Source organism: Mesorhizobium sp. IMUNJ 23232, from assembly GCF_044326205.1.
Classification (GTDB): domain Bacteria; phylum Pseudomonadota; class Alphaproteobacteria; order Rhizobiales; family Rhizobiaceae; genus Kumtagia.
This window is the reverse complement of record NZ_JBIRCY010000017.1, coordinates 87,295-100,814: the sequence shown is the minus strand read 5'-3', so window position 1 is coordinate 100,814 and position 13,520 is coordinate 87,295. Positions and strand designations below refer to the sequence as shown.

The 13,520-nt window shown below is 64.9% G+C and carries 13 protein-coding genes; 9 read left to right on the top strand and 4 right to left on the bottom strand.

From position 1 onward, the window contains the following. Positions 1–13 precede the first annotated feature (13 nt). The 4 genes from ACH196_RS15040 to ACH196_RS15025 all read left to right on the top strand — a co-directional run bounded on the left by ACH196_RS15040 (position 14) and on the right by ACH196_RS15025 (position 3,527). Positions 14–775, top strand: a complete 762-nt coding sequence (locus tag ACH196_RS15040; protein WP_396647714.1) for an SDR family NAD(P)-dependent oxidoreductase — start codon at positions 14–16, stop codon at positions 773–775. 39 nt (positions 776–814) lie between these two features. Further along, entirely contained in the window at positions 815–1,813 is a 999-nt protein-coding gene (locus tag ACH196_RS15035; RefSeq protein WP_396647713.1) for a sugar phosphate isomerase/epimerase family protein, read from the top strand. Continuing rightward, positions 1,810–2,619, top strand: a complete 810-nt coding sequence (locus tag ACH196_RS15030) for an SDR family NAD(P)-dependent oxidoreductase (RefSeq protein ID WP_396647712.1) — start codon at positions 1,810–1,812, stop codon at positions 2,617–2,619. The genes ACH196_RS15035 and ACH196_RS15030 overlap by 4 nt, the downstream gene beginning before the upstream one ends. A gap of 452 nt (positions 2,620–3,071) precedes the next feature. Then, positions 3,072–3,527, top strand: coding sequence for a MucR family transcriptional regulator (locus ACH196_RS15025; protein ID WP_396647711.1), 456 nt, complete (start codon positions 3,072–3,074; stop codon positions 3,525–3,527). Between the two features lie 16 nt (positions 3,528–3,543). Here the strand turns inward: ACH196_RS15025 and ACH196_RS15020 are convergent, their stop codons facing one another. Then, positions 3,544–4,248 (bottom strand): SDR family oxidoreductase, encoded by a 705-nt coding sequence (locus tag ACH196_RS15020; protein WP_396647710.1) that lies wholly within the window; start codon positions 4,246–4,248, stop codon positions 3,544–3,546. Positions 4,249–4,435: 187 nt separating this feature from the next. Between ACH196_RS15020 and ACH196_RS15015 the strand changes: the two genes are divergently transcribed. Continuing rightward, positions 4,436–4,771: a hypothetical protein gene (locus tag ACH196_RS15015; RefSeq protein ID WP_396647709.1), complete on the top strand. Its 336-nt coding sequence runs from the start codon at positions 4,436–4,438 to the stop codon at positions 4,769–4,771. Positions 4,772–4,811: 40 nt separating this feature from the next. Here the strand turns inward: ACH196_RS15015 and ACH196_RS15010 are convergent, their stop codons facing one another. Then, entirely contained in the window at positions 4,812–6,812 is a 2,001-nt protein-coding gene (locus tag ACH196_RS15010; protein ID WP_396647708.1) for a PhoX family protein, read from the bottom strand. Positions 6,813–6,974: 162 nt separating this feature from the next. Between ACH196_RS15010 and ACH196_RS15005 the strand changes: the two genes are divergently transcribed. Next, positions 6,975–7,670 (top strand): phosphatase PAP2 family protein, encoded by a 696-nt coding sequence (locus ACH196_RS15005; protein ID WP_396647707.1) that lies wholly within the window; start codon positions 6,975–6,977, stop codon positions 7,668–7,670. 262 nt (positions 7,671–7,932) lie between these two features. Beyond that, positions 7,933–10,101 (top strand): putative bifunctional diguanylate cyclase/phosphodiesterase, encoded by a 2,169-nt coding sequence (locus ACH196_RS15000; protein ID WP_396647706.1) that lies wholly within the window; start codon positions 7,933–7,935, stop codon positions 10,099–10,101. A gap of 81 nt (positions 10,102–10,182) precedes the next feature. Here ACH196_RS15000 and ACH196_RS14995 read toward each other — a convergent pair whose 3' ends face one another. Further along, a complete protein-coding gene (locus tag ACH196_RS14995; protein ID WP_396647705.1) occupies positions 10,183–11,115 on the bottom strand; it encodes a CHAD domain-containing protein in 933 nt (310 codons plus the stop codon). Further along, complete coding sequence (locus ACH196_RS14990) at positions 11,112–11,579, bottom strand: CYTH domain-containing protein (protein ID WP_396647738.1); 468 nt, start codon at positions 11,577–11,579, stop codon at positions 11,112–11,114. Before ACH196_RS14990 ends, ACH196_RS14995 begins: the two co-directional genes overlap by 4 nt. 237 nt (positions 11,580–11,816) lie before the next feature. Here ACH196_RS14990 and ACH196_RS14985 point away from each other — a divergent pair, with 237 nt between their 5' ends. Both ACH196_RS14985 and ACH196_RS14980 read left to right on the top strand, forming a co-directional pair. Continuing rightward, complete coding sequence (locus ACH196_RS14985; protein ID WP_396647704.1) at positions 11,817–12,500, top strand: CerR family C-terminal domain-containing protein; 684 nt, start codon at positions 11,817–11,819, stop codon at positions 12,498–12,500. After that, on the top strand, positions 12,497–13,462 hold the full coding sequence (locus tag ACH196_RS14980; RefSeq protein WP_396647703.1) for an HlyD family secretion protein: 966 nt from the start codon (positions 12,497–12,499) through the stop codon (positions 13,460–13,462). The genes ACH196_RS14985 and ACH196_RS14980 overlap by 4 nt, the downstream gene beginning before the upstream one ends. Positions 13,463–13,520 lie beyond the last annotated feature (58 nt).

Sequence of the window (13,520 nt, the reverse complement as noted above, 5' to 3'; positions counted from 1 at the left end):
GGACAGATTTTTCATGACTTTCGCAAACTACCCCAGCCTGACGGGTCGCGTGGTATTCGTGACCGGCGGGGCCTCCGGAATCGGCGCGGAACTCGTGCGCGCCTTTACGCTCAACGGCGCCAAGGTGGCCTTTGTCGACATCCAGGCCGAGGCCGGCGCCGCACTTGCCGACGAACTCCGCGAAGCGCCGCATCGTCCGCTTTTCCTGCAAGCGGATCTTGTCGACATCGATGCGCTGCGCGCTTCGATCGCCGAGACCCGGCATGCTCTGGGACCGGTCGCCGTGCTGATCAACAATGCCGCCAATGACGAGCGGCACGTCCTCGACGACGTGACCCCCGACTACTGGGACCGGATGATGAACGTCAATCTCAGGCACCAGTTCTTTGCCGCGCAGGCCGTACGCCCTCACATGAAGGAGCTGGGATACGGCTCGATCGTCAATCTGTCCTCGATCTCCTGGATGGTCGGCGCGGCCGGCATGGTCGCCTACACGACGGCGAAATCCGCGATTGTCGGCCTCACCAAGTCGCTCGGCCGCGAATTCGGGCCGGACAATATTCGCGTCAACGCGATCGCGCCCGGCGCGGTCGTCACCGACAAGCAATTGCGTCTCTGGTACACGCCCGAGCAGGCCGACGAGATGGTCGGGCGTCAGGCGATCAAGCGGCGGCTGCTACCCAGGGATATCGCGAGGACGGCGCTGTTCCTCGCCGCCGACGACAGCGAAATGATCACCAAGCAATACATCGTTGTCGATGGAGGGCTGCGCTGAGCCAGCATGCCCCAGTCGTCCTTCGGAAAATCGAAAACCATGCTGCAAGTCGGACTTAACCCTTACGGTCTGACTTATTATCTCGGGCTGCAGGGCCGGGGGACGCCGCGCGCCAATCCGCAAGGCCGCGGCCTCGAAGGGTTCATCCAGCTTGCCGAAGAACTTGGCGCCAGGACGCTGGAGATCGCCGAGACCTGGCTGGGGCCTCTGGACGATGCCGCACTGTCCGCCTTGCGCGACCGGCTCCGCACGCTCCGCATGACGCCGGTGGTCAGTTCCGGCCTGCATCATGGCGACTTCGACACCTGCCTGCGCGCGGCCAGGGCGCTCGACGCAAAATTGATCCGCTTTGCGCTGACGCCCATCCTCTGCGGCGATCGTGCAGCCGCCGGCGAGAAATGGCACGAGCTGGTCGCGGGCGTCCGAAAAAAATTAGCCGACTATGCGTCGCGCGCTGCGGCGGAAAATTTGACCATCGTCATCGAGAACCACCAGGATTTCACCAGCCGCGAACTGGTCGCCTTCTGCGACGAATTCGGACCGGGCGTCCGCATCGTCTACGACACCGGCAACAGCTTTCCCGTCGCGGAAAGCCCGCTCGATTTTACCCGCGTCGTCGCGCCCTATGTGGCGCATGTGCATCTCAAGGACTATCGCGTGCAATGGACCGACGAGGGGTTGCGCCTGGTGCGCTGCGCGATCGGCGATGGCGCGGTGCCCTTCCGGGAACTGGTCGCCATCCTTTCCGAATATCACAAGACGCTGCCGGCGGTGCTGGAGCCGGGCGCGCTGGAAGTGCGGCACGTGCGCCTGTTCACGCCGGACTGGTGGCGCGGTTATGCGCCGTGCGACGCCGAGGCGCTGGCCGCCTGTCTTCTCGCGGCGCGCCGCAACCGGCTGCCCGATGACGCGGACTATCGCACGCCTTGGGAGCACCAGGCGGACCATGAACTCGTCGGCTACGAACTCGACATGATCCGGCGCAGCGCCGCGAACATGAGAAAAGCCGGATTGATGCAAGGAAAGGCATTGGCATGACCAAGGAACTGAGCGGCAAGATCGCCTTCGTCACGGGTTCGGGACGCGGCATCGGCCATGCCATTGCCCTGAAACTCGCCGGCCTCGGCGCCGATGTCGCGATCCACGATCTCGACTGGAGCGGACCGGCCAAATATGGCGAGGCCCCGGACCTCGGCGCGGTCGCGAAGGAGATCGAGGCGCTCGGCGTGCGCACCGCCGCCGTCACCGGCAACATCGGCGACAAGGCGGCCGTCGAGAAGATGAAAGCCGACATCGAGGCGAAACTCGGCCCGGTCGAACTGCTGGTCAACTGCGCCGGCGGCGACATCGGCGCCTCGGGCGGCAAGCCGGTGCCCAACAATGTGCTCGGCATCCCGCTGGAAGACATCCAGGCGCTGACCAACAACAATCTGATCGGCACGATGCTGATGTGCCAGACCTTCGTGCCTCCCATGGTCGACGCCGGCAGGGGGGCGGTGGTCAATATCGGCTCGACCGCCGCGCATGCGGGCTACTCGCACGGCGCCATCTACGCGACGCTGAAGGCCGCGGTCGTCCACTATTCGCGCTGCCTCGCCCGCGAGGTGCAGGCGGATGGCGTGCGCGTCAACGCGGTGAGCCCTGGCCCGACCAAGACCGCCCGCTTCGAGGCGACGCGCACGGTCGACCCTGTCAAGATGGATTCCGCGCAGAAGTCGCTGCAGCGTTATGCCGAACCGGACGAGATCGCCGACGCCGTGGCGTTCCTGCTCGGCAACGGCAGCCGTTTCGTCAACGGCCAGGTGCTGGTGGTCGACGGCGGTGAGACCGTCTGGCCGGGCTGAGGAACCGGCTGGATGTGCAGGCGCGATGCGGGCAATTCGCCCACGCGGTTTCGAAGCCGGCGTGCCGGCTGAATCGAACCAGCCCTCGTGATGCCTCAAGTCATTCGCGGCGGCGACATGCTGCCGAACTGGCTGACGCGCAACCCAAATGGATTGCGAGACCTATTCCGCGAACCATCCGGCGTTCTGAATCCCGTTCCCCGATATCAGTACTTTCAACCGTGACTACTTCGTCCGGAGCATCCGGCTATGCCGTGCCTGTTTCGAAGCCGGCGCGTTTCGCGCACGCCGCGATCGTTCAACAGTTTCAGGCATTTACCGATGAGATACCATAGCACGCGCAGATTGCTGCGCTGCGAAAGCCGATCGCAAATCGTGTATTGCGCCGGCTCTACTCCCGGTCTATCGCGGGTGGACCGCTAAATGCGGATCACAAAGTTGGGGATATTTATATGTCAGAACAAAGCGAACGCGGATATTTGGTCAGCATGACCGCCGAAATCGTATCGGCTTATGTTTCCAATAACGCGGTACCCGTCCCGCAACTCGCGGGCCTCATCGACGACGTTCATAACGCGCTCAATCGGCTTTCGCCAGTGGAAGTGCCTTCGGTTCCAGAAGTTCTCGTACCCGCGGTTCCGATCAAGAAGTCCATCCAAGGTGATTTCATCATCTGCCTCGAGGACGGCAAGAAGTTCACGTCGCTGAAGCGCCATCTTTCTACGGCTTTCGGTCTTTCGCCGGAGGAATACCGGAAGAAGTGGAGCCTTCCCGCCGACTATCCGATGGTGGCGCCCAACTATGCTGCCCGCCGCTCGGAACTCGCCAAGACGATGGGGCTTGGCCGCAAGCCCAAGGCGCCGCCGGCCCCCGCGCCCAAGCGTGGCCGCCGCAAGGCCACCGCGTAAGGCATTCGCCGCGGCGTCACACAGAACGTGTGATGCCGCCGTCGACGCGGATATTCTGTCCGGTGATGTAGCTCGACTTATCTCCGGCCAGGAATGCGATCAGTTCCGACACTTCCTCCATCCGCCCGTAGCGGCCCATCGGGATGCGCTGTCGCCGCTCGCCGGTCTCCGGCAGGCTATCGATGAAGCCCGGCAGCACATTGTTCATGCGGACATTGTCGGCCGCATATTTGTCGGCGAACAGTTTCGTGAAGGCGGCGAGCCCTGAACGGAAGACGCCCGACGTCGGGAACAGCGCCTCCGGTTCGAAGGCGGCATAGGTCGAGATGTTGAGGATCGACCCGGATTTCTGCGCCTGCATCACCGGCGTCACCAGCCGCGCCACGCGCACAGCGTTGAGGAAATAGATTTCCATCCCCGTGTGCCAGTCTTCGTCGGTAAGCTCCAGCACTGGCGCGCGCGGCCCGTGGGCGGCGCTGTTCACCGCCGCGTCGATCCTGCCCCATTTGTCCACCGTCATGTCGACTAGCCGCTTCAGGTCGTCGTTCGACCGGTTCGAGCCGGTGACGCCGATGCCGCCGAGCTTTTCGGCCAGCGCCTTGCCCTTGCCCGATGAGGAAAGCACTGCGATCTTGAAGCCGTCCTCGGCAAGCTTGTGCGCCGCATCAGCGCCCATGCCGCTGCCGCCTGCAGTGATGATCGCGACCTTTGTATCCGCCATGCCGGCCTCCATTGTCGTTCCCATCGCTGTAGCGCCGAAAGGCAAGCTCGGCTAGCGGCTGGAGCAGGCAGGAAGGCCGCGTGGCCCACGACAAGCCTCGCCTCGCATCTTGACGGCTTCGCAACCTTGACAGAGAGATCGCGCAAAAGCTGCGGCACTGCGCCGGGGGCAAAAAGGGGAAAACCGCGTGACTTTGTCAGGATTCTTGCAACTCGCCGCGTCGACCGTGGTCTTCCTGATCGCGGCGACCGTGGCAAAATCCTGGGCACTGGCGCCGGGCCTCGGCAAGCTGCTGCTGACGCTGGCGCTCTATTCCGGCGGCAATCTGATCATGCTGAGACTGGTGCGTGAGTTCGGCATGGCCTCGGCCTTCAGCCTGTCGGCCGTCATCCAACTCGTCGCCGTCAACGTCATCGCACTCTTCTGGTTCGGCGAGCACCTCACCTTGGTGCAGCATGTCGGCATCGTGCTGGCAATCGTTGCCGTCGGGCTGATCACGCTCGGACCAGCCCTCGCCAGATAGAGCAGGGGCGCCGGCAGAACCGGCGCCCGGGAACAAAATATCAAACCGCGATCTTGCCGCCGCCCTGTTTGGTGATGACCACCACGGACGGGCGCACCGGCATGTCCGGCTTGAAGTCCGGCCAGCGGGTCGACAGGTCCTCATAATAGGACGGGCGGCCGAACGGCTTCCAGTCGTCGCCGCCGTCGGCAGGATGCTGGACGGCGACGAAACCGGTCTGGTCGTCCGGTGTGAACAGCGGGCCGCACATTTCGGCGCCCACCGGCACCCGGAAGAACAGCTTTGAGGTGGCGCGCGCTTCGCCTTCGGTGTCGACCGCCCAAAGGCCGTCGGTGCGGCCGGTGGCCTTCGGACCCTGGCCGTCTGTAGCGACCCAGAGGCGGCCCGCCGAATCGACTGCGCAGTTGTCCGGCATGCCGAACCAGCCATTGGCGGTGGTCGACGTCGAGAAGGTAGCGCCGACATCGGCGACAGACGGGTCCCCGCATTTCAGCAGCACTTCCCACTTGCCCTTGGTGGCGGCGAAGTCGCCACCGTCCTCGGCGATCTCGATGATGTGGCCGAAGGCGTTTTCCGCGCGCGGGTTGGCGGCGTCGATCTGCTCGGCCTTGCGCTTGGTGTTGTTGGTCAGCATGACATAGACCTTGCCGTTGACACCGTTCGGCTGGACGTCCTCCGGACGGTCCATCTTGGTGGCGCCGAGCAGGTCGGCGGCGCGACGGGTCTCGATCAGCACGTCAGCCTGGTTCGAGAAGCCGTTCTCGGCGGTCAGCGGACCCTGGCCGAAGACGACCGGCAACCATTCGACCGAGCCGTCCTCGGAGAATTTCGCCACATAGAGCGTGCCGTCGTCGAGCAGGTCCATGTTGGCGGCGCGATCAGCGGCGTTGAAGGTGCCGGCGGTGACGAATTTGTAGACATAGTCAAAACGCTCGTCGTCGCCGAGATAGAACACAACGCGGCCGTCCTTGTTGACGATCGACTCGGCGCCTTCATGCTTGAAGCGGCCCATCGCGGTGCGCTTCTTCGGCAGCAAGGCCGGGTCGTTTACGTCGACCTCGACGATCCAGCCGAAGCGGTTGGCCTCGTTCGGCTCCTTGGCGAGATCGAAGCGGTCGTAGTGGGCGGCCCATTCATAGGCGCCTTCCGGAATGCCCATGCGCTTGTAGTTGGCGGTTTCCTTGTGGTCGGCCGGCAGTTCGCCGGAGAAATAGCCGTGGATGTTCTCTTCGGCCATGATGTAGGTGCCCCAGGGCGTCACGCCGCCGGCGCAGTTGTTGACGGTGCCGAACACTTTCGTGCCCGTCGCATCGGCATTTGTCTTCAGGCGGTCGTTGCCGGCGGCCGGGCCGGTGAGCTGCATCTCGGTGTTGGAGGTGATGCGGCGGTTGAGCTTGCCGTCCTTGACGACCTGCCACTTGCCGTCAACCTTCTTGATCTCGACGATCGTGCCGCCATGCGCGGCCATTTCGACGTCGACCTGCTCCTTGCTGAGCGGAGCCTGCTTGATCGCCTTCTTGCCGTCCTTTTCCTCGATCGTCACCAGGCCGGGGAACATCAGATGCGGGTTGGTGTATTCGTGGTTGACGACCAGGAGCCCATGCTCGGACGAACCATCGATAGGGATGAAGCCGACATAGTCGTTGTTGTAGCCGAATTGTTTTGCCTGCGCGGCCGCGGTCTGGGCGGTCGGGTTGAACTCGGGCGCGTCGGCAAACAGCGCGTCGCCCCAGCGCAGCAGGATGTCGGCGTCATAACCCGCGGCGACGTGGTGCGTCTCGTCGACGCCGGCCTCGACCTCATCGAAGTTGAAAGCCGAGCCGCTTGCGGCGCGGGCGTTGTCGGCGGTGATCAGTGCAAGGGGGCTGACGGTGGCGGCGATCGCCGAGACGGCGAGCGAACCGCGCAGAAAACCGCGGCGCGAGAAACGCGCGGCGATGATGTCGCCCATGGTGCGGTTGTCGGTGGGGTTGCGGCCCGGCCCGTCATTCTCTTCGAGCAGGCTGGTTCGGAATTGGTTCTCGGGGAGTTCATTGTTCATCGCGACGACCTCTGGCTGCGAAAATTGGCTTGAGATGCGCCGTCGCAGCTAAGCTTGCCGTCTGACAGTTTGATGACAAAAATCTTCCGCCGGCTTGCGGTCGGCGGCGGGTGGCCATAGGTGAGCCTCAGCCAATCCCGGCCGTGGACGAGGAATTCGGGCATGCCGCCCATCGCAGCCATTGCAAGCAAGGTCGAATTCTCGGTGCTCCTCGCGGTGATCACGATTGCGGGAGGCCTGTATGGTTTCGTCGAGATGGCGGAAATCGCCCGCGACACCGAACCACACGGTTTCGACACGGCAATCCTGCTGGCATTCCGGCAGCCGGGCGACCCATCGGTCCCGATCGGCCCGCTATGGCTGCCAGACGCCGTCCGCGACATGACCGCGCTGGGCAGCGCCAGCGTGCTGATCTTCGTGACCGCGGCGACGATTTTCTACCTGCTGCTCACCGGCCGGCGCGCCGCCGCACTTTTCGTGCTGGTTGCCGTGGCCGGAGGCCAATTGCTCAGCAGCCTGTTGAAACTCGGCATCGACCGGCCGCGTCCGGACCTGGTGCCGCATCTGGCCGATGTCTACACGCTGAGTTTTCCAAGTGGCCATGCCATGCTGTCGGCGGTCACTTATCTGACATTGGGCGCGCTCGCCGCCCGTGTCGCGCCGAACCGCGCGGCGGGCATCTACTTGCTGGTTCTGGCGATGCTGGCCACCTTCCTGGTTGGAGCCAGCCGCGTCTATCTCGGCGTCCACTGGCCGTCCGACGTGCTCGCCGGCTGGTGTGCGGGCGCCGCCTGGGCGATGGCCTGCTGGCTGGTGGCGCAATGGGTGCTCAGCCGCCGACCCGAAAATCGTCCATAGAACCCCTGCATCCTGCTGGGGTTCTGCTGAGATTCGGGTCGTGAGGAACTCGGAACGAAGATGACCGTTTGTCGGCCAGAACGGTATTTTTGGAGGACCGAAGCGCGGCATGAACGTATACCGGTAAACGCCAAGTGATTCCGCAGGCTGTTGCAGCCTGGACGCGAACAACCTCTAACTCGATGTTAATCCATTGGTATTAAACGATTTGACGGACAGTTCCGGCATCGGGAGGGATGCGCTGCAGGGCAAGCATCGGCCATTGACGTTTCAGGTCACCCTCGCGGTGATCACGGCCGCCGCATTCTCTTTCGTGTTGGTCCTTGCCTTCGGCGTGTACGCCGTGATCAGTGTCGACCGCACCGCGGTCGAACGCCAGAAGACCTTCGTGCGCAGCGGTCTTGCCGAGCAGGTCGACAATCTCATCCGCGAGCAGCAGAGCGTCACGGTCTGGGACGACGCGGTGGTAAATGCCAAGGCGGGCAACCAGGACTGGATGGCCGAGAATCTTGGCGAGTGGATGCATTCCTACTACGGCCACGACCGCGTCTATATTCTCGACGACAGGAACCGCCCCGTCCACGTCATGAAGGACGGGCGCACCCTTCCCCCTGCGGCCTTCGGCGAAGAAGCCGCGGCTGTCATGCCGCTGGTCCTGAAATTGCGCGGTCAGCTCGACCGCGCCGCGTCGAACGCTGGCGGCTCTGTCACATCGGCGGTCGCCGAGGATCTCGTGCTGATCGGCAAGACGCCGGCCATCGTTTCCGTCCAGCCCATCGTCCCCAGTACCGATCGTGTCGCCCAGGAGGCCGGCGCCGAATATGTAGACGTTTCGGTGCAACTGATTGACGCCCAGTTGATTGGCTGGATCGGCCAGCACTTCCTGGTCGAAGGCGCAGTGTTCTCCCCTGCCGATCCCCAAATTGCGGCCAGCGTGCCGCTCGTGGATTCCGCCGGCAGGACGCTTGGCTATCTCACCTGGCAACCGGTCCGCCCCGGCTTCATGCTGGTGAAGCAAGCCGCGCCGGCCCTCATCGCTGCCGGGTTGCTCGGCGTGGCGCTGCTCGCCTTTCTGCTGCGCAGGCTGCGGCGCACCTCGCAGCAGCTTCACACCAGCGAGAACGATGCCCAGTATCTGGCATTCCACGACACGCTGACCGGCCTGCCGAACCGCGCTTTGTTCGAGGACCGGCTGAGCCGCGCATTGGCGACAGTGCGGCGCGGACGCGGACGGATGGCGCTGCTCTGCGTCGACCTCGACCGTTTCAAGCATGTCAACGACACGCTCGGCCATCAGGCGGGCGACCTTCTGGTCAAGCAGGCCGCGACGCGGCTCGGCGACGCTATTCGCGAGGTCGACACAGTGGCGCGGGTCGGTGGCGACGAGTTCGCCATCATCCTCGTCGACATCCGCGACCTGCGGACGGCCGAAGACGTCAGCGAGCAGATCCTTGCCGATCTGCGTGAGCCTTTTGAATTGATGGGCGACCAGGCATTCATCAGCGCCAGTATCGGCATCGCCATCGCGCCGGAATTCGGCGCCGAGCCGGAAGAGTTGCTGCGCAAGGCGGACATCGCTCTCTACGAGGCGAAGCGCCGCGGCCGGGGATGCTATCAGGTGTTCGCCGGCGACATGGACGACATCCTCAAGCACAAGCTGCTGATCGAGCGGGAACTGCGGCAGGCGCTGGAGGACGACGGCGGCATCGATCTCGCCTATCAGCCTGTCTTTGCCATGGACGGGCGGACCGTTGTCGGCGCCGAGGCGACGCTCGACTGGAGCCGGGCGGGCGGCGGTAAATTGCCGGGCGGGCAACTCGTCGCCATCGCCGCCGAGCGCGGACTGATCGGTGCGCTGACCGAAAGGATGCTGCGCGCCGCGGCCGGCTCCGCAGCCGAGTCCGAGTTGCCTTGGATCGCCATGGCGCTTTCGCCAGCCTTCCTCCGTCGGGAAACGGCGGCGCAACGCGTCTTGTCGATCCTCGCGGAAGCTGGCGTGCAGCCTTCACGCTTCCAGGTTGAGATCGGCGAGAACCTGTTTGTGGATGGCGGCGACGCCGCGCTCGCCGCCCTGACCACCATGCGCAAGGCTGGCATTCGTATATCTCTCGACGATTTCGGCACCGGCGCCTCGTCGCTGACGACGCTGCGACGCCATCCCGTCGACAAGCTCAAGATCGACCGTTCTTTCGTGCGGCTGCTGGGCGGCACGGACCCGGCGGCGGCGATCGTCAAGGCGGTTGCCGAACTGGCCATCGCCCTCGGCATGCGCGTCGCCGCCGAGGGCGTCGAGACCGCCGAGCAGCAGGCGCTGCTGGAGGCTCTTGGTTGCCACGAGATGCAGGGGCCTTTGCTGTCGCCACCTCTGCCTACCGCGCAATTGCTCAACCGGAAGCGCGCGACTTGGCACTCCGCTGCCGGAGGCAGATAATGCCAGCGTGGCGTTCGTCACGATCCGAAAGCTGTTTTCCCACCGTCCGGGAGCGCTGCCGAACCGTCGAGCAGCATGTCGTCAGGCTGCGACGTCGCGCTGCTGGAGGGCCTTTTCGGCACGGCGGGCATAGCGCGCGGCAATCTTGCGCGCCACCGGAGCAGGGTGCTGCTCCAGCAGCTTGCCGCCGTCCCGCAAGCAGCGGCGCTTGAGCTTTTGTGCGTCTGCCGCGATCAGGCTGCGCAGCAGGACGGAGGCCTCCTCTCCGACCAGGTCGGAACCTTCGGCCAGCAGCAGAACGTCCATCACATGCAGGTCGTTGAGTTCGCCCAGCCTCTCGCCGAACGCATCCATCGCCTTGCGGTCGCGCTTGTCCATGTCCGGCCACACCGATTTGAGCAACCGGGACTGCATGTCGAGCGCCTTGACCGCCTTGCGCAGATCGTGGAACGCCTCCGCTTCACCTGTCTCGCGCGCCGCCTTCAGCGCGCGGGTGGCGCGGCGCATGCTCTTTCGCGTACCGCTTTCAAGGATATCCGCGGCGCCTTCGAACGCATCCGGCAGGCGCATCGCAGTGAAATCGAGCCGCGAGAAAGCCGCGGTCGCGTCGGCGATCGTCGGGCCGATATGCAGGCCGGTTTCAAGGAGGACGCTCCGCCGCGCCTCAAGAGCGGCGTGAAGCGAGGCAATCGCACGGGCTTCCGTCTCGCCATTGGCGGCTTTCGCCAGCCTCTCGGCGGTTTCGATCAGCGCGGTGGCCTCGCGCGGGCCGGCGAGCAGGCGCGCGGTCTGGCGCAGGCGCGCGTCCTGTGCCCGGCAATAGGGCTCATCACCGCTGCGGATCAGCCGCCACAGCGCCCTCAGCCGCTTGATCGCTTTCCGACACTCGTGAAAGCCTTCCCCGGGATCGCTGCGCGCGGTCTCCAATGCTGCGACCGCATTGCTGGTCTCGTGCGAGACGATCCGCCGGATTTCGGCGGAAAAGGGTTGGCTGGGGTCGAGCCGGGCGGTCATGTCGCGTCGGGCATCCCGTTGAAAGCGAGCATGGCGTTGGAGTAGCGGCTGTCGCCGGTGATCTCCGGTCCGAGCCAGCCGGGCAGGCTGTCGTCGGCCACCGTGTCGGGCGTCTCCAGCTCGGCCACGATGAGCCCTTCCAGCCCGCCGCAAAACACATCGACTTCGTAGCCGTAGCCGCCGTGACGGACGATATGGCGTTGCTTGAGGATCACCGCGCCGACCGCAAAATGTTCCATCTCGCGCGCGTCGGCGAGCGGGATCTGATATTCGAATTCGTCGCGCACCGGCGTCGTACCGAACTTGGCGGTGAGCCACGCGACGTTGTCGCCGATGATCCGGATGCGGATGCTGCGCTCCGGTCCGACCGCCAGATAGAATTGCCGGAACGTTTTCGATGGCTCGGCTTCCACTCGCCATGAATCGTCCCGGACCCTGAATTTGCGCTCGATCTCCTTGGCCATGCGGCTATCCATCCCGCCGCCCGAACAGGCCAGGAGGCCGGCCGCCGTCGCGCGGTCTGGCAATTCCGCCCGCCTCGGAGCTTGTGCTTGCAAGCCCTTGTCCTGCGCAAAATAAATTCGTGGTCGCCAAAGCGTCCATTCTTCCTTCCGCCGCACCCACTCGGCCGAAGTCTGTAAGCCAGCTTCCGCCGTCTCGCAATGCTTGACTTTAATCATTCGATTGATTAAATACCGCTTATGGACACGAAAAAGCCCTCCCGACCCGCTTCTCCGGCCGACCAGACTCGCGAGGCCCTGGTGCTCGCCGCCCTTCGCCTGTTCGGCCGCCAGGGCTTCGACGGAACCTCGACACGCGAGATCGCGGCGGCCGCCAACGCCAATATCGGCTCCATTGCCTACCACTTCGGCGGCAAGGACGGGCTGCGCATGGCCGCCGCCGACCACATCGTCAGCACCATCCAGACCGTCGCCGGTTCGGTGCTTGGGCATGTCGACCAGTCGCTCGACGCCGGCATGGACCGCGAGGTGGCGCACCGCCAGCTCGCGGCGGCGGTCGAACGCATGGTCGGTTTCATCGTGGCGAGACCCGAGGCCGGCGAGATCGTGCAGTTCATGCTGCGCGAACTCGCCCATCCCACCGAGGCGCTCGACCGCATCTATGCCGGCGTGTTCGAGCCCACGCACAGGCGCCTCTGCCGGATCTGGGAGGTGGCGACCGGCGAGCCGGCTGAAAGCGACCGCACCAAGCTCACGATCTTCACCCTGATCGGCCAGGTCATCTACTTTCGCATCGCCCGCGAGCCGGTCATGCGCCGCATGGGCTGGAGCGACATCGGCCCGCGGGAAGCGCCACTGCTCGTCGACGTGGTCAAAAGCAATCTCGACGCAATCCTTACGGCCCGGAAAGGCGGCCAGTCATGAGTTTTCTCTGCTCCATTCCTTTCGCCGCCTCGCTGCTGGCGTCTTGCGGCAGTCCGCCGCCGCTCGCGGTCGGCTATGTCGAGGGAGAGTTCGTTCTTCTGGCGCCGATCGAGGTAGCCGAGGTGGAGACCGTGCTGGTCCGGCGCGGCGACCGGGTGGAACCCGGCAAGCCGATTGCCACGCTGGAGAGCGGCGACGCAAAGATCGCCGTCGCCCAGGCGGAAGCTGCGCTCGCCCAGGCCGAGGCGCAGCTAGCCAACCTTCAGCTCGGCAAGCGCCCGGAAGAGATGGCCGTTCTGGAGGCGGCGGTCACGTCGGCGGAGGCTGAAGCCGCGGAGGCCAAACGTGTGCTCGACCGCGCCAGTGGTCTTTTGGAAAGAGCCATCACCTCCAAGGCAGAATACGACAGGGCGGCGACGGCCTTGCAAACTGCCGAAGCCGCCGTCGGCCAGGCCAAGGCCAATCTGGCGGTCGGTGGCCTGCCTGCCAGGCCGGAAGAGATCAAGGCCGCCGAGCATCAGGTGAAGCAGGCCCGGGCGGAGCTCGACCAGGCCAATTGGCGGCTCGGCAAGCGCCACATACAGGCGCCCGCGGCGGGCCGCGTCGACGATATCATCCGCACGCCGGGCGATGTCGCCGGCCCGACCGCGCCGGTTATCTCCATGCTGCCCGACGGCGCGGTAAAGCTGAAAGTCTATGTGCCGGAAGCCTCCTTCTCGTCGGTCAGGATCGGCTCTGAGCTGGCGGTACGCTGCGATGGCTGCCCGCCAGGCCTAACGGCGCGCGTGAGCTACGTCTCGCCCGATCCGGAGTTCACCCCGCCGGTCATCTACTCGCTGGAGACCCGCCAGAAGCTCGTCTACCTCGTCGAGGCCCGCCCGGACGGCGACGCAAGCAAGCTGCAGCCGGGGCAGATCGTCGATGTGGATTTGAAAAAGGAGGCAGTCGGCGGTGGGCAATAGGCAGTAGGGGCCGGATCGGTTTCGAACCTGTCTTTGGCCCCTTTCTTTCCCGACTGCC